Source organism: Amycolatopsis sp. VC5-11, from assembly GCF_037034185.1.
Classification (GTDB): Bacteria; Actinomycetota; Actinomycetes; order Mycobacteriales; family Pseudonocardiaceae; genus Amycolatopsis; species Amycolatopsis nivea.
The window spans coordinates 41,191-59,509 of the sequence record NZ_JBAGKF010000022.1 but is presented as its reverse complement, the minus strand read 5'-3'; the positions used below and the strand labels follow the sequence as shown (position 1 = coordinate 59,509).

Here is an 18,319-nt window from a genome sequence, read left to right as displayed (position 1 = left end):
TCAACGCCCGCGCTGAGCCCAGTCCGGCGCATCGGCACCCGCGTGCGCCAGCAGCTCTTCCCGGGTGATCGATCCGAGCGGTCCGACGCCCCGCAGCAGCAGGTAATCGCCCGCGTCGGCCTGATCGTGCTCGATCTCGACGTCCTCGGCGTGGTAGCTGTCCGTCCAGACGATCCGGACCTGGCAGCCGCCGTTCTGGGTGAGCGCGTGCACCTGCTGGACGGTCGCGAGCCGCGCCATCGGTTCCGATTCCCACTGCTGCTGCAGGAATCGCCACCGCGAGGCCTGTTCAGCCGCCCGCAATCGCTGGTCGAGCCCGCCGGCCCGGTCCCGGAAAACCCAGGCGATCCCGGCCACGACCGCGGCGGCGACAGCCAGCCCGACCAGCCACAAGACCGTTCCCATGTCTGCAGGAGCCTACCCGGGCGGATGCTCCCGGAGGAATCGCTCGACCAGGCCATTCGTGAACTCCGGCGGCACCGGCGCGCCGGTGACCAGCACGCGGTAGTGGATCGGCCCGACGAGGTGCTCGACCGCGCTGTCCAGGTCGACCTCTGACGACAACTCGCCGCGCGCGACGGCACGTTCGAGCGGCAACCGGTCGCGCGCATGCTGGGCACGGAGGTGCACCTCGCGCAGATGCCGCGCCAGGTCCGGGTCGTGCTGGGCCTGGCCGAGCAGCGTGCGTAACACCGCTCCGGCGTCGGCGGTGGTCAGGAAGGACGCGATCGCGGCGAGGTGCGCGCGGAGGTCCTTGCGCAGCTCGCCGGAATCGGGCGGGGAGAGTTCCTCGACGAGGTCGTCGCCGAGCGCCTCGAGCAGAATGTCCACTTTGGACGGCCACCAGCGGTAGACAGTCTGCTTCCCGACCCCGGCCCGTGCCGCGATGCCCTCCATCGTGAGCCGGGCGAACCCGACCTCCACCAGCAGATCGTCGACCGCGTGCAGAACCGCGCGGCGCGCGTTCTCGCTGCGGCCGTACCGGTTCCCGTGATGCCGGCGCTCGCCGGGCTGAGTGACGTCGCCCACGTGCCGAAGTCTAGCCAAGACGCAACGTCTCGTCTAGCGTTACGAGCACCAGCTCACTAGGGGGTTCTCAGTCATGTGTTCCGCGTGCGGGGTGCCGACGCACCAACCCGAATCCGGGGTCGCCGCAGCCCCGCGCAAATTCGCGGCGCTGTACAACAAGGACTGCCGTCCGTATCTGATCGGCACCGGCCTGGCGATGATGGCCGACAACATCGAGCACGTCATCACCTACTGGGTGCTGTGGGAGAAGTTCCAGTCGCCCGCGCTGACCGGGTTCGAGGTGATCAGCCACTGGGTGCCGTTCCTGCTGTTCTCGGTGTACTTCGGCGGACTGGCCGACCGGCACGACTGCCGCCGGATCATCCAGGCCGCGCAGGTGCTGTTCATGGCGGTGTCCGCGGCGTGGGGCGTGCTGATCCTCACCGACACGCTCGAGGTGTGGAGTGCCTGCGTACTGCTGATTTTGCACGGCTGCGCGGGCGCGATCTGGGGTCCGGGCGAGCAGTTGATGCTGCACGATTTCGTCGGCCCCGCCGAATTGCCGAGCGCGGTCCGGCTCAACGCCACCTTCCGCAGCCTGGGCATCCTCTTCGGCCCGGTCGTCGGTTCGGCGCTGCTGCTCGGGCTCGGTCCGGTGGCGGGCATTTTCGTGAACGTCGCGTTCTACCTGCCGCTGACCGTGTTCCTGTTCCGCACCAAGTTCACCGGACACACGCGAGACGGCGGAATCATCCGTCGGCCACGGGTCGGGCTGATGGATTCGGTGCGGATCCTCAAGGAAATCAGCGGGAATCCGACGATGGTCGGGATGATCATCCTCGCCGGGCTCGGCGCGTTCTTCGTCGGAGCCTCGATGCAGAGTTCGATGCCGATCTTCGCGCAGGACCTCGGCGCGGGCAGCGCCGGAACCGCGTACGGCGTGCTGCTGTTCGCCAACGGCGCGGGCGGCGTGATCGGCGGGATCCTGCTGGAAGCGACCGGAAAGATCAAACCGAACGTGCCCGCGGCGGTGATCAGCACGGCGATCTACGGGCTCTCGAGCCTGTTCTTCGCGATGACCGCCAGCTATCCGATCGCGGTGGCACTGCTGGTGATCGGCGGCGTGGCGAACCTGGCGTCGATGTCGATCGGCCAGACCGTCGTGCAGTTGCTGGCGAAACCGGAGGAACGCGGCCGGGTGATCGGCGTGTACAGCGTGTCCGCCAACGGTCTCCGCGCGGGCAGCGGATTCACCGTGGGGCTGCTCGGTTCCGCGGTCGGGGTGCACTGGTCGCTGGGCATCAGCGCGGCCGCGCTCACCGTCGGCACCGGGATCGCCGGGTGGTACTCGCTGGGCAGCCGCCGGGCCCGGAAGCTGCACCAGGTCACCGACTGAGCCGGTCTACCTCGTCCGCAGCCATCCCGGCGCGGACGAGGTAGTCACGGACGTCGAAGCCATCGAGGGTGGCCAGGACGGCTTCCCGGATCGTGGTCTGACGGCGGGCCAAAGCTGCTTCGAGCAGCGCGGTTTGGTCTTCGACGCCTAACGCCCGGTACAGCGGGAGGACGGCTTCGGTGGAGAGGGCGTAATCGGCGGCGATGGTTTCCGGGTCGACATCGGCGAGGGCGAGCAGGAGGAGCGAGATAAGGCCGGTGCGGTCTCGGCCGGAAGTGCAGTGGAAGAGCACGCCGCTTTCGGCCCGGGCCAGCGCTTTCAGGACGGTTGCGCAGCGTTCTGCTTTACGGTCAAGGAAAACGCGGTAATACAGCGGGGTGCCGTCGAGTTGCTCGTCGGCGATGTATTGCCAGAACTCGGTGTCTTCGACGTCGTCCAGCGGAACTTCGAGACGCGTCATCCCGGCTGGCACGGTGACGGCGTAGGTGCTGATCTCGGCGGGGTTTCGCAGGTCGATGATGGTGCGGAGGCCGGATTCCCGCGCCTGAGCCCAGCCGGTGCCGGTGACAAACCGGAGGCTGGCGGACCGATAGAACCGCGCGGATCGGGTGACGCCGCCGGATCGGGTCGGGAGACCGCCGAGGTCTCGGGTGTTGAAGAAGCCTTCCCATCCCACTGCCCGGTTCTCGCCCATCAGCCGATCCTGGCCCGGCTCTCTCGCTGCGGGCAACCAGTCAGTTGTCGACGCCGTCCGTCTGCGGAGGACGCAGTGCGCGTGCTGCATTGCGCAATGCTCCGACGAGCGGCGAGGTGTCGGCGGCCCGGGTGCACAGGGAGATCGGGCAAGGTTCGGCGTCGATGATCGGGACGAACGCGACGTGCGGGTGGCGATAGCCGTCAGCGACGAAGCTGCCGGTGATCACGATGGCCTGCCCTCCCGCGACGGCCTCGAGCATCTCGTCCATGGTGCGGACCGACGGGCCGTAGCGGACGGGAATGCCGCTGGGGCGGGGATCGCAGGCCCACCAGCGCACCCAGGCGGGGTCGGCGTCGTCGTCGGTGAGGTGGATTTCGCCGTCGAGGTCGGCGAGTTCGACCGCGTCCCTCGAGGCGAGGCGATGGGTGACCGGCAGCGCCACGACCCGGGGTTCATGGTGCACGACGTCGAGGCGGAGACCCGTAGCGTCGGCAATGGGAGGCCGGACCAAAGCGGCGTCGACTTCACCGTCGCGCACCGTCGTGGCCTGCTGCGACCACGGCAGCTCCACCATCCGGATCGACAGTCCGGGCTCCTCGCGCCGTGCCGTGTCGACGATGTTCCGGACGAGCGGGCCCGCCGAGGCGCTCATGAAGCCGACCCGCAGCGTGGCGGCGAGTTCCCGGCGGTGGGCCTCGACGGCGGCGACGGCACGGTCGGCCGCGGCCAGTGCTTGCCGTGCCTCGTCGAGGAAACGGCGGCCGACCGGGGTGGGACGGACGGGGTGGGCGGAACGGTCCAGCAGTTCGGCGCCGAGCGTGCGTTCCAGTTTGCGGATCTGCTGGCTCAACGCCGGGGCGCTGACGTAGAGCTTGTCCGCCGCGCGGCCGAAGTGCCCCTCGTCGACGACCGCGACCAGGTAGCGCACGAGATGCAGGTTGAGGTCCACGCCGACTCCTCGGGACGGTGACCTGCGAGGTTAACCGATGAGTTCACGGGAGGCGACAGGCTTGTCATGGACCTTCCCGTGCGGCGCGCCCAGGGTTGGGGCTACCCCGAACCGACTCGACGAGGAGCAACGGTGAGCCGTTACGAGCACGACTTCCAGAACATGTTCGCAAGCCTGGAGAAGCAGATCGCGGAAACCGACAACCCGCGCCACCGCGCGATCCTGAAGAACTACCGCTTGCACGCCCTGCTGGAGGTGTCGGGACGCTACGAGGAGTTGCTGGCGCCGACCATGACCGTGGAGCACCCGCATTACCGCATCCACGAGTCCGGCACCTCGCTGATCCTGGACGGGATGGCCGAGGTCAAGGCGTTCTACCAGTCTCTGATCGAGGCGAACGCACTGGTCATGTGGGTCAGCAACCAGGACATCGCGGTCAACGACCGCGGATTCTCCGGCGAGCTGGAGTTCTTCGAGTTCGTGCCCGGCGCGATGCTCGGCGACACCGTCTTCGGTTCGGTGCGGGCCGGGGACGATCCCGGGGACATGCACCTGCTCAAGCGCACGCTCGCGTTCCACTGGCCCTATGACGAAAACTGCAGGCTGATCGGCGAGCACGTCTACGAGGACACCGCCTCGCGGGAGATCATCCCGCTCGAACCGGCCGACATCATCACCGCGGCGCGGGCCGCCGAACTGCTCGCCCCGGAGATCGAGAAGGTCCTGCCGTGAGCGTCGCACTGGTCACCGGGGCCGCGGGCGGTCTCGGCGCCGCCATCGCCGCCCGGCTGGTCGAGGAGCACGCGGTCCTGCTCACCGACATCGATTCCGGCCGTCTCGCCGAGACCGCGGCGAAGCTGGCCGTCGGCGGTGCCAGAGTCGCCCACGCCGTTTGCGACGTCAGTGACCACGCGTCGGTGCGAGCCGCGTTCTCCCTTGCCGAAGAACAACTCGGCGAGGTCACCGCGCTGGCCAACGTCGCGGGCGTCGGCGGCGTGCTGACCCCGTTCACCGAGCTGACCGTGCGGCAATGGGATCGCACGTTCGCGATCAACACTCGCGGGACTTTCCTGACGTGCCAGGAACTTCTCCGCCGCCGCGCCGGCCGCCCCGGCGCGATCGTCAACATCGCTTCGATCGGCGCCCGCCTCGGAATGGAGACGATCGCCGACTACGGCGCGTCCAAGGCCGCGGTCCTCGAAATGACGCACGCGGTGGCCCGGGCCGGCGCTCCCACCGGGCTGCGGGCCAACGCGGTCATGCCCGGTCTGATCTGGACTGACATGTGGCGGAGCGCCACCGAGCAGATGGTCGCGAACGATCCCGCCGCGGCCGGCGCCACTCCGGAACAGCTCTTCGCCGGGTTCGTCGACCGGATGGTCCCGATGAAACGCCCGCAGACCCCGGCCGACATCGCCGAGACGGTCGGGTTCCTGCTCTCGAACAAGGCAGCCAACATCACCGGTCAGACCATCGCGGTCGACGGCGGTGCGGTCATGTCCTGAACCACGACAGCACACAGGGAGCGGCGGGCCGCGGCGTCAGGAGAGGACGCCGCGGCCCGCCGCTTTGGTCGTGCTGCCAACTGCGGTGAACGCGGATCGGCGGCGTTCGATCAGGTTCCGCGACGGGTCGGAAAACGGCGGTCGAACAGGCGATCGCCGGTTTTTGTCGGTGGTCGTCGTTACGCTCGCCCCATCACGCACCACCCGTCACCGTCAGCGACAAGCTGCTCACCAGCGCGGATCACACTGGACCGCAGCTTGTTCCACACCGTATAGTCCACGTGGAATAACCCACGTTGGGTCACTCGATTGGATCTTCTGGAGGAACCGTCATGGTCGCGGCCAAGCTCACGGCACTGGGCGTCGCCGTGCTCGAGCTGCTGCACGAGCGGCCGATGCACCCGTACGAAATGGCCCAGCTGATGCGGGAACGGCACGTCGAAAACCGCGTGAAGCTCAAGGCCGGATCGCTCTATCACACGGTGGATCGGTTGCAGCGCAACGGTTTCGTCGATGTGGTCGAAACCCAGCGGGACGGCAAACGGCCGGAGCGCACGGTGTATGCCATGACGGCCGCGGGCAAAGACGCCTTCCAGGAACGAGCCCGGCAGATGCTGGGCGACGTAGTGCCGGACTACAGCGACGTGCTGAGCGGGCTCGCCGTGATCGACGATCTCGGACGCGACGTCGCGCTGCTCGAACTGGAGCACCGGATCACCCGGCTGCGCGCGGGCGTGGCCGCTGACCAGGTGATCCTCGAGCGGCTGGAATCCGACGGCACCCCCGAAATCTACTGGCTCGACTTCCGGTTCAGCGCGGCGCAGCGGAAGTTCGAGCTCGCGTGGATCGAGCAGCTGTTCGCGGACCTCGACAGCGGCCGGATCCCTTTCCAGGACAAGAAACTCAAGCTCAAGGAAAACCATGAACGCAAGACCGGTTAACCCGTGGGCCGCGCTCAGCGCGCTCTGCATCGGGTTCTTCATGATCCTGCTGGACACCACGATCGTGTCCATCGCGGTGCCCGCCATGCTGCAGCACCTCGACGCCGGGCTGAACTCGGTGGTGTGGGTGATCAGCGTCTACCTGCTCACCTACGCCGTGCCGATGCTGTTCACCAGCCGCCTCGGCGACCGCTTCGGCCCGAAGCGCGTGTTCGTCGCCGGGCTCGTGGTGTTCACCGCTTCGTCGCTGTGGTGCGGCCTCTCCGGCAACGTCGAGATGCTGATCGCCGCCCGTGCCGTGCAAGGCCTTGGCGCCGCACTGATGACGCCGCAGACGCTGGCGTTCATCAGCCACCTGTTCCCGCCCGCGAAGCGCGGCGCGGCGATGGGCGCGTGGGGCGGGGTCGCCGGCCTGGCCACGATCACCGGCCCGCTGCTGGGCGGCGTGCTGGTGCAGCACCTCGGCTGGGAGTGGATCTTCTACGTGAACGTGCCGATCGGCGTCGTCGCGATCGCGCTGACGCTGTGGCTGGTGCCGGACTGGCAGCCGAAGCACTCGCATTCGTTCGACCTGATCGGCATCCTGCTGTCCGCGGCCGGGCTGTTCTGCGTCGTCTTCGGTGTCCAAAATGGACAGCAGTACGACTGGGGCACGGTGTTCGGCGGCATCACAGTCTTCGAAATCATCGGCGCCGGCGTGGTCTTGTTGATCGCTTTCGTGCTGTGGCAGCACTACAACCGCCGCGAACCGCTGGTCCCGCTGCAGGTGTTCGCGAACCGCAACTTCTCCGCGGGCACGCTCACCGCGACCACCGTCGGCTTCACGATGACCGGCATGTTCCTGCCGCTGATCATCTACATCCAGACGGTCCTCGGCCTCTCCCCCACCATGGCGGGCCTGCTCACCGCCCCGATGTCCCTGCTGTCCGGCGTGATCGCCCCCTTCGTCGGCCGCGCTTCGGACAAGATCAACGGCAAATACCTGGTGATGGGCGGCCTGGCCCTGCTGGCCGCGGGCGTCGGCATCATCGCGCTGCAAGCACGACCGGACACGAGCCCGTGGGCACTGATCCCGGCTCTGCTGGTGTGCGGCCTCGGCGTCGGCTGCATCTTCTCCCCCATGAGCAACCTGACGATGGCGTCGGTAGAACCGCGGCTCACCGGCACCGCCTCGGGCATCTTCAACACCGCCCGCCAGGTAGGCGGCGTCCTGGGCAGCGCCGCGATCGGCGTGCTCCTGCAAGCGAGGATCAGCGCGTCGATCACGAGCGAGGCCGCCACCGCGGCCGCGAAACTGCCGGAGCAGTACCGCGCCCCCTTCACCGAAGGCATCGCCCACGCCGCGGCGTCCACCGGCGAATTCGGCTCCTCCGGCGGCCCATCCCCCATCCCGGGCCTCCCGGCGGACATCGCCGCCCAAGCGGGCCGCCTCGCCAGCGAGGTTGTCCACAATGGACTCACCGATGCCGCCCGCGCGACACTGATCCTGCCGATCGCGGTGCTGATACTGGGAGTTTTGTCAGCAGCGGCATTGCGCCGGGTGTCCCCTAGGCCGCACACCCCCGCGCCGACCGCCCCGACCCCAGAACCAGCCCGATGACGAGCTGACCCCCGGGCCCCGGCTGGACCCCACTCCAGCCGGGGCCCGGGAGGCGGCGAGAGACAATCCACGCGACTCTCGTCCCACAGCAGCATTGTTGGCCCCCGACGCAATTCCGCGCGCAGCGGCGAGGTCTGCCGGTGCACAGAAAGCCCGGGCGTGCCAGGCGCGTTCCTCGCCCAGCAACCACCGGCTCGGCATCCCCGCGCACGCCCCCGCCGGGATCCTGGCTCAATGCCAGACCTAGCGCCCGGCTCGCGACCCGGTGCCACGACGCCCGCCCCGCTTTGCGAACCCGGCCGCGAAACCCGCGGCACCAAATCATCGCCCCCGGGCCACACACCCCCAACCCCGCCCCGTCGAGGTAGCGTTCGCCTGTGCGTCTAGTCCTCGCCTCCCAGTCCCCCGCCCGCCTCGCCGTCCTGCGCAGTGCCGGTCTCGACCCGGCCGTTGTCGTGTCCGGTGTCGACGAGGATGCCGTCGCGGCGGCGCTCACCGATCCCGAACCCGCCGAACTCGTCCTGGCCCTCGCGAAGGCCAAGGCCAACGCCGTAGTCGAGATGGTCTCCGAGCCCGACGCCGTGATCGTCGCTTGCGATTCCATGCTTTCCATCGGCGGCGAGATGGTCGGCAAGCCCGCGACCGCCGAGGTCGCGAAGCAGCGGTGGGCTCGGATGGCGGGCGGCTCCGGCGTCCTGCTCACCGGGCATGCCGTGGTCCGGCTCGACGGCGGGCAGCGCACCAAGGAAGCCTCCGGCACCCGGTCCACCACCGTGCACTTCGCCAACCCCAGCCAGGCCGAGATCGACGCCTACGTCGCCACTGGCGAACCGCTGCACGTCGCGGGGGCGTTCACGCTCGACGCGCTCGGCGGATGGTTTGTCGAGGGGGTCGAAGGAGACCCGTCGAGTGTGATCGGGATCAGTCTTCCGCTGCTGCGCCAGCTGCTCGCCGAGGTCGGCGTCAGCGTGACCGAAATGTGGAACTAGTTCACATATTGGGACGATGTGTCACTCGGTCGAGTGATCAGGGAAAGTCGATTCCGGCCCGCACCCGGGCCAGCGGAAACTCTCGACCTCTCTGGGGTGGCACATGTCCTTCGCAAGGACGTACACAAAGCCGCGCGTGTTCGCCGCGGCCGTGCTCGGTTCGCTTGTCGTGGGCGCCGGACTCGGCGTGCTCGCGCGGACGACTGAAGCCGGCTGGCTGACCGACACCCTCGACCACATCGGCACGATCTTCACGACCCTGCTGCAGATCGCGGTGATCCCGCTGGTCTTCACCGCGATCGTGGTCGGCATCAACAGCCTCCGCGGCCTCGGCGGCGGCCGCACCGCCGCGCGGCTCGGCGGCAAGACCGTGCTGTGGTTCGCGATCACGTCGTTCATCGCCTCGCTGATCGGGATCGCGATCGGCAAGCTGTTCAACCCCGGCTCCGGCGGGCTCGGCGAGGGCGTCGCGGCCACCGCGAAGAACGCCGACAAGGCCGCGAAGAGCATGAGCCACTGGGGTTCCTGGGACGCCTTCATCAAGGGCCTGCTGCCGGAGAACTTCTTCTCCGCCTTCGCCGAGGGCAGCACGCTCCAGGTGCTGTTCCTCGCCGTCGTGATCGGTGCCGCCGCCTACAGCCTCGGCGACAAGGCGAAGCCGTTCGTCGACTTCACCACGAGCGTCTTCGAAATCGTCCAGCGTTACCTTGGCTGGATCGTGCGCCTCGCGCCCATCGGCATCATCGGCCTGATCGGCGCCGCCGTCTCCAACTACGGCGACGCGCTGTTCCGTCCGCTGCTGTCGACCACGATCGCGGTGTACGTCGGCTGCCTGCTGATCCTATTCGTCGTCTACCCGATCCTGCTGCAGTTCGTCGCGAAGGTGAACCCGCTGACGTTCTTCGCCAAGGCGGGCACGGCGATCCAGTTCGCGTTCGCGTCGCAGTCGAGTTCGGCCACGCTGCCGCTGACCCGGCAGTCCGCGGTGAACCTCGGCGTCGACCCCGGATACGCCGCCTTCGCCACCCCGCTCGCCAGCGCGACCAAAATGGACGGTTGCGCCGCGGTGTTCCCGGCGATCGGCGCGATCTTCATCGCCAACCTCGCCGGGGTGCCGCTGAGCTTCGGCCAGTACGTCGGCATCGTGGTCGTCGCCGTGGTCGGTGCGCTGGCCACCGCGGGCACCACCGGCTGGCTGACCGCGCTCACCCTGACCACCGCGTTCATCGGACTCGACGCCAAGCAGGTCGCGCTCGGCATCGCGCTGATCTACTCGGTGAACCCGATCATGGACATGATGCGCACCGCCACGAACGTCGCGGGCCAGATCGTGGTCCCGACAATCGTCGCGCGCAGCGAAGGCCTGCTCGACGACGAAATCCTCAACACCCAGACCGCTCGCCCGAACCACCGCGACGAGGGCGGCGCCGCCCGGCCCGCCACCGCCTGAGTCTCAGGAGTTGCCGGAACAGCGCCGCAGCTGGGTTTTCTTCAGCTCGACGTCCGGCCAGCCGCGGAAATCCGACGGCGAGGTGACGGTGCTCGTGCAGCCCATCACCTCGCCGTCGAGTTCGTACACCTCCGCGACCACCGGAGCCGCCTGGCAGCGCGGGGTGCCGGACACCGCCTTCGGGCATTCGTGCCGGACGACGATCACGTCCGCCCGGCCGTCCTGGCTCACGTCGTAGAGCGACAGCGAGCCGGCGTCAGAGAAATACGGCTTGCCGTAGTCGCGCCACACGCCACCGGACTCGGTCAGCAATTCGCCGTACGCACCGCCGGCCGCGTCGCCGCGGATCAGGCACGCGGCGGTCGATCCGTCGATACAGCGCAGGGAAGTCGCCGTCAGCTTCGCGCCCAGGTTCGTGATCGCCAGTTCGAACGGCTGCTGCCCGACCTGGACCCGGCCCGATCCGCCCGAGGCATCCGCCTGCAACACGACCGGGGTACCGCCGACGCTCACCGCCGCCAACTGCTTGCACGGACCGTTTCCGCAGGTCGAGGACGGTGCTTCGACCGGAGCCGCGGCGGGCTCGCTCGGCGTCATGGTCTCCGCGCCGTCCGGCTTCGGGCGCATCGTGACGACCACGACGAGCGCCGCCGCCGTGACCACCGCCGCGAGAACGGCGGTGAGCAGCGCGGATCGCGGGACGCGCTTCGGCCAAGTCCGCATATCCGAGACTGTAAGCGACCTTGCGCACCGTGTCCGTCTATGTTGTCGGAGTGACGAACCCCAATTTGCCCCCGGCCCTTTACCTGCCGACCGGCCCCACCGGCCCGACCACCGACGGCCAGACCGGAGCCAACGTCGAACTGCGCCGCACCCCCGACGGCCGCACCGCGCTGGTCGCCTTCACCGCGCTCGACCGGCTCGTCGACTGCTGCGGCGAGCACCAGCCGTGGATCCTGGTCAACACCGAAAACCTGGCGCTCGTGCACCAGGTCAACCCCTACGACGTCATCGTGCTCGACTCCGAACTACCGGCCGAACTGCGGCATCAGGCCCCTGCCGGACGGGTATAAACAGGACCGAACTGGGTGGTCCACCTCTCAATCCAGGCCCGGTCCTGGTCCGTAGACTCCCGGTTGACCAGCAGCTCGGCGACGGGGCACGGGAGGTATGTGGTGAGCGAGCAGGACACCGCGAGCACAGGCGGTCCGGTGACCAAGGTCCTGGTCGCGAACCGGGGCGAGATCGCGGTTCGCGTGATCCGGGCAGCGAAGGACGCCGGCCTGCAGAGCGTGGCCGTGTACGCGGACCCGGACCGCGACGCTCCGCACGTGCGCCTCGCCGACGAGGCGTTCGCCCTCGGCGGGAACACCGCGGCCGAGAGCTACCTCGCGATCGACAAGATCCTCGACGCCGCCAAGCGGTCCGGCGCCGATTCGGTCCACCCCGGTTACGGCTTCCTTTCCGAGAACGCCGAGTTCGCCCAGGCCGTCCTCGACGCGGGCCTGACCTGGATCGGGCCGAGCCCGCAGTCGATCCGCGACCTCGGCGACAAGGTGACCGCGCGGCACATCGCGATGCGCGCGGGCGCGCCGCTGGTGCCCGGCACCAAGGAGCCGGTGAAGGACGCCGACGAGATCATCGCGTTCGCCGACGAGCACGGCCTGCCGGTCGCGATCAAGGCGGCATTCGGCGGCGGCGGCCGCGGTCTGAAGGTCGCCCGCACCCGGGAGGAAATCCCCGAACTGTTCGAGTCCGCGACGCGCGAGGCGGTGGCCGCGTTCGGTCGCGGCGAATGCTTCGTGGAGCGCTACCTGGACAAGCCGCGGCACGTCGAGGCGCAGGTGCTGGCCGACCAGCACGGCAACGCGATCGTCGTCGGCACCCGCGACTGCTCGCTGCAGCGCCGCCACCAGAAGCTGGTGGAAGAGGCCCCCGCGCCGTACCTGTCCGACGACCAGCGCGCCCGGATCCACGAGTCCGCCAAGGCCATCTGCAAGGAGGCCGGCTACTACGGCGCGGGCACCGTCGAATACCTCGTCGCGGTCGACGGCACCATTTCCTTCCTCGAGGTGAACACCCGCCTGCAGGTCGAGCACCCGGTTTCGGAGGAGACCACCGGCATCGACCTGGTCCGCGAGATGTTCCGGATCGCCCGCGGCGAAAAGCTGCGGATCACCGAGGACCCGACGCCGCGCGGCCACTCGATCGAGTTCCGCATCAACGGCGAGGACGCCGGCCGCGGCTTCCTGCCCGCGCCGGGCACCGTCACCAAGTTCGTCGCCCCGTCCGGTCCGGGCGTGCGCGTCGATTCCGGCGTCGAATCCGGCAGCGTGATCGGCGGCCAGTTCGACTCGATGCTCGCCAAGCTCATCGTCACCGGTTCGGACCGGCAGAACGCGCTCGAGCGCAGCCGCCGCGCGCTGGCCGAGTTCGAGGTCGAGGGCATGGCCACGGTGCTGCCGTTCGACCGCGTGATCGTGAACGACCCGGCGTTCATCGGCGACGAAAACGGCTTCAGCGTGCACACCCGCTGGATCGAGACCGAGTTCGACAACCAGATCGAGCCGTTCGTCGCGCCGGACGTCGAGGCCGAGGAAGAGGCACCGCGGCAGAACGTCGTGGTCGAGGTCGGCGGACGCCGGCTCGAGGTGTCGCTGCCGGGCGGGTTCGCCCTCGAAGGCGGCGGCGCGCCCGCGGCGACGAAAGCCAAGCCGCGCAAGCGGGCAGGCGGCGCGAAGGCAGCGGTGAGTGGCGACGCGGTCACCGCGCCGATGCAGGGCACCATCGTGAAGATCGCGGTCGAAGAAGGCCAGCACGTCGAAGCGGGCGAGCTGATCGTCGTGCTCGAGGCGATGAAGATGGAAAACCCGGTAACCGCGCACAAAGCGGGCACCGTCACCGGGCTTTCGGTCGAGATCGGCTCCGCGGTCACGCAGGGAACGCAACTCTTGGAGCTCAAGGACTGAAGTTGTGCTGAATGTCGTGGGTGCCGCGCGCTCGCGCGGCCTACCATCGACTACGTGACTGAGGTTCCGTCTCCGCAGCTGCGGATCAGCGACCAGGAGCGAGAGTCCGCGCTGCATGCGCTCGGTGAGCACATGAGTGCGGGACGGATCGACATCGACGAGTTCGGCGAACGATCCGCCCGGATCACCGCGGCTAAAACCCGGGGCGAACTGGGCGAGCTGTTCACCGATCTTCCGGTGCCGCATCCGGTGTTCGGCGCGGGCGCGACCGCCGCGCCGGAACCGGCCGCGGTGCCGCCCCCGCTGCCTGTGCCGCAACCCGCGGCGTCCGGCGAGGTGGCCGCGCGGCAGCCGGAGTGGTCGGCAGGGCAACGTGCCGTCGCCGCCTTGGTTCCGCTGGTGTGGATCGCGGCGATCGCCCTGATCGCCACCGGCACCGCGGGATGGCCGGTGATCTTCGCGCCGATCGCGCTCACCGCGGTCGGCCGCGCGCTCTGGGGCAAGGGTTTCGAGCACCATGACCATCACCACCACGACCGGCACCGGGAACGCCGCGAGGAGTTCCGCGCGATGCGCGACGAGCACCGGCGGCAGCGCCGGCTGGACCGCTGAGGCGGACCATGGCTGACCTGCGGCTGAGCGACGCCGAACGCCAGGACGCGCTCGATGTCCTCTCCGAGCACGTCCGCACCGGACGCCTCGACATCGACGAGTACGGCAGCCGCTCGGCGAAGGTCACGTCAGCCAAGCTGGTCAGCGAACTGGTGCCGTTGTTCGACGACCTGCCTTCGCCGCGGCCGAGCGCGCTGCTGGCCACGGCCCGGGCGGAACCGGTCGTGCCCGCGGGCAACGGCAAGCTGGGCGCGTTCGTGTGGCGGTATTCGGTGCCGCTTTCCATCGCCTTGGCGGTCGTCGTGCTCATCGTGACTCGTGGACGGTTGCTGATCGTCTTCGCGCTGCCGTTGCTGCTGATCCTGTTCAGCGGATGGCGGCGGCGCTGAGCCCGCCGGAACGCACGCGGCCGAGTCCGATGATCGGGCTGCGGCCGGGCTCGGTCGATCCGAAAGCCGAGCGATGGGCAGGCCCGCTGTTCGCCGGGATCGGGATTCTGGCGCTCGCGGTGTGCACGATCATCGCCGCCGGTCAGCCACACGGTGATCCCGCGCAATGGCGCACCACGCTGCTGCTCGCCGCGGCGAGCGGACTGTGGTTGCTGGTGCTGATCCCGGTTTTCCCGCGACGCACGCGGAAACCGTGGCTGGCCATCGGGTTTTTCGTCGTGCTGCTGGCTGGCGCGACCGTGCTCACCTCGCGAGTGGATCCGTTCACTGCCTTCGCTTCAATCGGTTACCCGATCGCGTTCGTGTTGTTCCCGACCCGCTGGAGCATCTTCGCCGCGGCCGCAACGGCGGTGGTTCCGTTGCTGGCCAAGGGAATTTGGGAACCTTCGCCGCCATGGATCACCGCGGTGTCGATCGTCGGTCCGATTCTGTACGTGGCGTGGTTCGTCGGCGCGGAGAACGAACAACGTCGTCGCACCAACGAAAAACTCGCCCAGTCGAACGCGCAGCTGGAAACAGCCCTGACAGAAAACGCGGCGCTGCACGCACAACTGCTCACCCAAGCCCGCGAGGCCGGGGTGCTCGACGAGCGACAGCGCATGGCTCGCGAAATCCACGACACTGTCGCCCAGGGATTGACCGGCATCGTCACCCAGCTGCAGGCCGCCGACCGGGCCACCGAAGCCGCGGATCGGCAGCGGCATCTCGACCACGTGCACACGCTGGCGAAGGACAGTCTCACCGAGGCACGCCGAGCGGTTCAAGCGTTGCGACCGGAACCATTAGCGGACTCGCATCTGCCGGAAGCGTTGGCAGGCTTGGCAAATCGAGTGTCCGGCACTTCCGGCACCCAGGTGACCGCCGACGTAGCAGGCGATGCCCAGCCGTTGCTGCCGGAGCTGGAGGTCGCGCTGTACCGGGTGGCGCAGGAAGCGTTGGCCAACGCGGAAAAACACGCACATGCCACCCGCATCGGCATCACGCTCACCTACACGAGCGACCTGGTCATGCTCGACGTCCGGGACGACGGAAGAGGTTTCGCCTCCGGTGACCGCGGCGACGGCACCGGCTTCGGCCTGGAAGCCATGCGCCAGCGGGTGCAACGGGTGGCGGGTTCGCTGACCATCGAATCCGCGCGTGGGGAAGGGACCGCCGTGCACGCGGAGTTCCCGGCGATCCCGTCGCCCGCTCAAGCCAGCTGACCGCCCTCGGCGCTGCCGCGACACCTGCCATGTCCGTTGTGCGGCAACGCTTCCAGCCAGCGCGCGATGTCGTGTCCCCGCCTCGCTGACCGCGGCTGCCCGCCCCTTCGGGTGACCTGGCCGTGACGCGGCACGCAGCCATTTCCCGCCTCCGGACGGCTAGGCTCGTGTCGTGGAACCCGTGGAAATCAACGCGGGCGCGTACTACCTGCGCCAGCTGCGCGCGGACCGGCATCTCGACGACCGGCCCGCGCTGATGGAGGCGTTCGCGGACCCGCAGCATCGGCGGTACGTGCTGAACTACCGGTTGCGCACCCCCGACGAGGCCACCGAGTACGTGACGCTGCGCGCCGCTCAGTGGGCGTGCGACGAGCGCTGCTCGTGGGCCGTCGCCGAGCCGGAGACCGGCCGCCTGCTCGGCGAGGTCGGACTGCGCGATCTGGACCTCAACTTCGGCACCGCCGAGGCGTCGGTGTGGACGCATCCGGCCGAACGAGGCAAAGGCATTGCGGCCGTAGGGCTTTCGGCCGCGATCCAATTCGGGTTCGCCCGGCTGGGCCTGCACGAGATCGCTTATCGGCACGACGAAAGCAACACCGCGTCCGAGATCGTCGCGCGGCGGGCCGGGTTCAGCCGGGTCGGGCCCGAAGACCGGCCCTCGCCCAGCGGCGAAACGCTCATCCGCTGGGTGCTCAAGCCCTCGTGAGTGCCGGTTCTGCCCGGCACTCACGAGGAAAGCTCAGCTGACCGGCTCGATCAGCCCCGCGCGAGCCTCCGGCGCGGCCGCCCGCAACGCGTCCGCCGACTCGTCCGTCGGCTGCAGCTGCGAATCCCGCTCCGCCTCGACCCGCGCCCGGTAGACCTCGACCTCGCGCTTGGTCTCCTCTTCCGACCAGCCCAGCACGCCCGCCACCAGCTGCGCGACCTGCTCGGCGCAGTCGACGCCGCGGTGGGCGTACTCGATGGAGATCCGCGTGCGCCGGGCGAGGACGTCCTCCAGGTGCAGCGCACCCTCGTGGCTGGCCGCGTACACGACCTCCACGCCGAGGTAATCCGGCGCCGACTCGATCGGCTTGAGCAGCTCCGGCCGGTCCGCCGCGAGCGCCAGCACCTCGTGCACCAGCGAGCCGTAGCGGTCGAGCAGGTGCCGCACGCGGTACGGGTGCAGCCCGTGCTCCGCGGCCAGGTGGTCGGCCTGGTTGACCAGCGCGTGGTAGCCGTCCGCGCCGAGCAGCGGGACCTTGTCGGTGATGGACGACGGCGGGCGGCCCGGCAGGTCGACCACCGCGGCGTCGACGGCGTCGGCCGCCATCACCCGGTACGTCGTGTACTTGCCGCCCGCGATCGCGACCAGGCCCGGCGCGACCCGCGCGACCGCGTGCTCGCGCGACAGCTTCGACGTCTCTTCGCTCTCGCCGGCCAGCAGCGGACGCAGGCCCGCGTACACGCCTTCGATGTCGTCGTGCGTCAGCGGCGTCGCGAGCACCGAGTTCACGTGTTCGAGCAGGTAGTCGATGTCGTGCTTGGTGGCCGCCGGATGCGCCAGGTCGAGGTTCCAGTCGGTGTCGGTGGTGCCGACGATCCAGTGGTTGCGCCACGGGATGACGAACAGCACCGACTTCTCGGTGCGCAGGATCATGCCCGACTCCGACACGATCCGGTCGCGCGGAACCACGATGTGCACGCCCTTGCTGGCGCGTACGCGGAACCGGCCGCGGCCGCCGGACAGCCGCTGCAGTTCGTCGGTCCACACGCCGGTGCAGTTGACCACCGCGCCGGCCTGGATCTCGGTCTCGCGGCCGTCCTCGACGTCGCGCACGCGCACGCCGGAAATCCGGTCCGCCTCGCGCAGGAAGCCGACGACCTGGGTGGAGGTCCGGACCACCGCGCCGTAATGCGCGGCGGTGCGCGCGACGGTCATCGTGTGCCGGGCGTCGTCCGACTGCGCGTCGTAGTACCGGATGCCGCCGATCAGCGCCGACCGCTTGAGCGCGGGGACCATTCGGAGGGCACCCGCGCGGGTGAGATGTTTCTGGCCCGGCACCGACCGGGCGCCGCCCATCGTGTCGTACATCAGCAGCCCGGCGGCGGTGTACGGACGCTCCCAGATCCGGTGCGTCAGCGGGTACAGGAAGCTCACCGGCTTGACCAGGTGCGGCGCGATCTTCGTCAGCATCAGCTCGCGCTCGTGCAGCGCCTCGCGCACCAGGCCGAACTCGAGCTGTTCGAGATAACGCAGGCCGCCGTGGAAGAGCTTGCTCGACCGGCTGGACGTGCCGGACGCCAGGTCGCGGGCCTCGACGAGAGCCACCCGCAGGCCGCGGGTCGCCGCGTCGAGCGCGGTGCCCGCGCCGACGACGCCGCCGCCGATCACGACCAGGTCGAAGGTCTCGTCGCCGAAACGCCGCCAGGATTCCTCCCGGCCCGCCGGACCCAGCTGGGCCGGGTCGCTGCCGTTGCGCGGATTCGTCACCACTCGTTCCTCCTCGTGCTCCACCTTCCCCAGCATCGCACGCTTGCGTGATCGTCTGCTGACCCCGAGGTGACACGTG

Annotated in this window: 19 protein-coding genes; 13 read left to right on the top strand and 6 right to left on the bottom strand. The window is 69.2% G+C overall.

What is annotated here, in order from left to right; all coding sequences use genetic code 11:
• Together WA670_RS39405 and WA670_RS39400 are read right to left on the bottom strand one after the other, a co-directional pair.
• Nucleotides 1–405 carry a hypothetical protein gene (locus tag WA670_RS39405; protein WP_037816039.1) on the bottom strand — a complete coding sequence of 135 codons (405 nt, stop codon included), beginning with the start codon at nucleotides 403–405 and terminating at the stop codon, nucleotides 1–3.
• A 12-nt stretch (nucleotides 406–417) separates the two neighbouring features.
• Nucleotides 418–1,029 carry a TetR/AcrR family transcriptional regulator gene (locus WA670_RS39400; RefSeq protein ID WP_134669338.1) on the bottom strand — a complete coding sequence of 204 codons (612 nt, stop codon included), beginning with the start codon at nucleotides 1,027–1,029 and terminating at the stop codon, nucleotides 418–420.
• Between the two features lie 73 nt (nucleotides 1,030–1,102).
• On the opposite strand from WA670_RS39400, the gene WA670_RS39395 reads away from it, so the two are divergent.
• Entirely contained in the window at nucleotides 1,103–2,404 is a 1,302-nt protein-coding gene (locus WA670_RS39395) for an MFS transporter (protein ID WP_037816042.1), read from the top strand.
• Here WA670_RS39395 and WA670_RS39390 read toward each other — a convergent pair.
• Nucleotides 2,394–3,098 carry a tyrosine-protein phosphatase gene (locus WA670_RS39390; RefSeq protein WP_336161150.1) on the bottom strand — a complete coding sequence of 235 codons (705 nt, stop codon included), beginning with the start codon at nucleotides 3,096–3,098 and terminating at the stop codon, nucleotides 2,394–2,396. The genes WA670_RS39395 and WA670_RS39390 overlap by 11 nt on opposite strands.
• A 40-nt stretch (nucleotides 3,099–3,138) precedes the next feature.
• On the bottom strand, nucleotides 3,139–4,050 hold the full coding sequence (locus WA670_RS39385; RefSeq protein WP_037816045.1) for a LysR family transcriptional regulator: 912 nt from the start codon (nucleotides 4,048–4,050) through the stop codon (nucleotides 3,139–3,141).
• A 132-nt stretch (nucleotides 4,051–4,182) separates the two neighbouring features.
• Between WA670_RS39385 and WA670_RS39380 the strand changes: the two genes are divergently transcribed.
• From WA670_RS39380 to WA670_RS39355, 6 genes are all read left to right on the top strand, one after another.
• Nucleotides 4,183–4,782 (top strand): hypothetical protein, encoded by a 600-nt coding sequence (locus WA670_RS39380; RefSeq protein ID WP_037816047.1) that lies wholly within the window; start codon nucleotides 4,183–4,185, stop codon nucleotides 4,780–4,782.
• A complete protein-coding gene (locus tag WA670_RS39375) occupies nucleotides 4,779–5,555 on the top strand; it encodes an SDR family NAD(P)-dependent oxidoreductase (protein WP_134669332.1) in 777 nt (258 codons plus the stop codon). The genes WA670_RS39380 and WA670_RS39375 overlap by 4 nt, the downstream gene beginning before the upstream one ends.
• A gap of 332 nt (nucleotides 5,556–5,887) precedes the next feature.
• Nucleotides 5,888–6,496 (top strand): PadR family transcriptional regulator, encoded by a 609-nt coding sequence (locus tag WA670_RS39370; protein ID WP_275294433.1) that lies wholly within the window; start codon nucleotides 5,888–5,890, stop codon nucleotides 6,494–6,496.
• Nucleotides 6,477–8,096 carry a DHA2 family efflux MFS transporter permease subunit gene (locus WA670_RS39365; RefSeq protein ID WP_134732569.1) on the top strand — a complete coding sequence of 540 codons (1,620 nt, stop codon included), beginning with the start codon at nucleotides 6,477–6,479 and terminating at the stop codon, nucleotides 8,094–8,096. Before WA670_RS39370 ends, WA670_RS39365 begins: the two co-directional genes overlap by 20 nt.
• Before the next feature lie 377 nt (nucleotides 8,097–8,473).
• A complete protein-coding gene (locus tag WA670_RS39360) occupies nucleotides 8,474–9,085 on the top strand; it encodes a Maf family protein (protein ID WP_037816053.1) in 612 nt (203 codons plus the stop codon).
• A 103-nt stretch (nucleotides 9,086–9,188) separates the two neighbouring features.
• Nucleotides 9,189–10,535, top strand: a complete 1,347-nt coding sequence (locus WA670_RS39355; RefSeq protein WP_167754313.1) for a dicarboxylate/amino acid:cation symporter — start codon at nucleotides 9,189–9,191, stop codon at nucleotides 10,533–10,535.
• A gap of 3 nt (nucleotides 10,536–10,538) precedes the next feature.
• Here the strand turns inward: WA670_RS39355 and WA670_RS39350 are convergent, their stop codons facing one another.
• Nucleotides 10,539–11,258, bottom strand: a complete 720-nt coding sequence (locus WA670_RS39350) for a hypothetical protein (RefSeq protein ID WP_134732568.1) — start codon at nucleotides 11,256–11,258, stop codon at nucleotides 10,539–10,541.
• 29 nt (nucleotides 11,259–11,287) lie between these two features.
• On the opposite strand from WA670_RS39350, the gene WA670_RS39345 reads away from it, so the two are divergent.
• The 6 genes from WA670_RS39345 to WA670_RS39320 all read left to right on the top strand — a co-directional run bounded on the left by WA670_RS39345 (nucleotide 11,288) and on the right by WA670_RS39320 (nucleotide 16,473).
• Nucleotides 11,288–11,608: an SAV_915 family protein gene (locus tag WA670_RS39345; RefSeq protein WP_106961290.1), complete on the top strand. Its 321-nt coding sequence runs from the start codon at nucleotides 11,288–11,290 to the stop codon at nucleotides 11,606–11,608.
• A gap of 102 nt (nucleotides 11,609–11,710) precedes the next feature.
• On the top strand, nucleotides 11,711–13,504 hold the full coding sequence (locus tag WA670_RS39340; RefSeq protein ID WP_037816057.1) for an acetyl/propionyl/methylcrotonyl-CoA carboxylase subunit alpha: 1,794 nt from the start codon (nucleotides 11,711–11,713) through the stop codon (nucleotides 13,502–13,504).
• A gap of 54 nt (nucleotides 13,505–13,558) precedes the next feature.
• Nucleotides 13,559–14,116, top strand: coding sequence for a DUF1707 SHOCT-like domain-containing protein (locus tag WA670_RS39335; protein ID WP_134732567.1), 558 nt, complete (start codon nucleotides 13,559–13,561; stop codon nucleotides 14,114–14,116).
• A gap of 8 nt (nucleotides 14,117–14,124) precedes the next feature.
• Nucleotides 14,125–14,505: a DUF1707 SHOCT-like domain-containing protein gene (locus WA670_RS39330; RefSeq protein ID WP_134732566.1), complete on the top strand. Its 381-nt coding sequence runs from the start codon at nucleotides 14,125–14,127 to the stop codon at nucleotides 14,503–14,505.
• Complete coding sequence (locus WA670_RS39325) at nucleotides 14,490–15,767, top strand: sensor histidine kinase (protein WP_134732564.1); 1,278 nt, start codon at nucleotides 14,490–14,492, stop codon at nucleotides 15,765–15,767. The genes WA670_RS39330 and WA670_RS39325 overlap by 16 nt, the downstream gene beginning before the upstream one ends.
• Before the next feature lie 172 nt (nucleotides 15,768–15,939).
• Nucleotides 15,940–16,473, top strand: a complete 534-nt coding sequence (locus WA670_RS39320) for a GNAT family N-acetyltransferase (protein ID WP_205670288.1) — start codon at nucleotides 15,940–15,942, stop codon at nucleotides 16,471–16,473.
• A gap of 33 nt (nucleotides 16,474–16,506) precedes the next feature.
• On the opposite strand, the gene WA670_RS39315 is transcribed toward WA670_RS39320, so the two are convergent.
• Nucleotides 16,507–18,276, bottom strand: coding sequence for a glycerol-3-phosphate dehydrogenase/oxidase (locus WA670_RS39315; RefSeq protein WP_106961289.1), 1,770 nt, complete (start codon nucleotides 18,274–18,276; stop codon nucleotides 16,507–16,509).
• Between the last annotated feature and the right edge of the window lie 43 nt (nucleotides 18,277–18,319).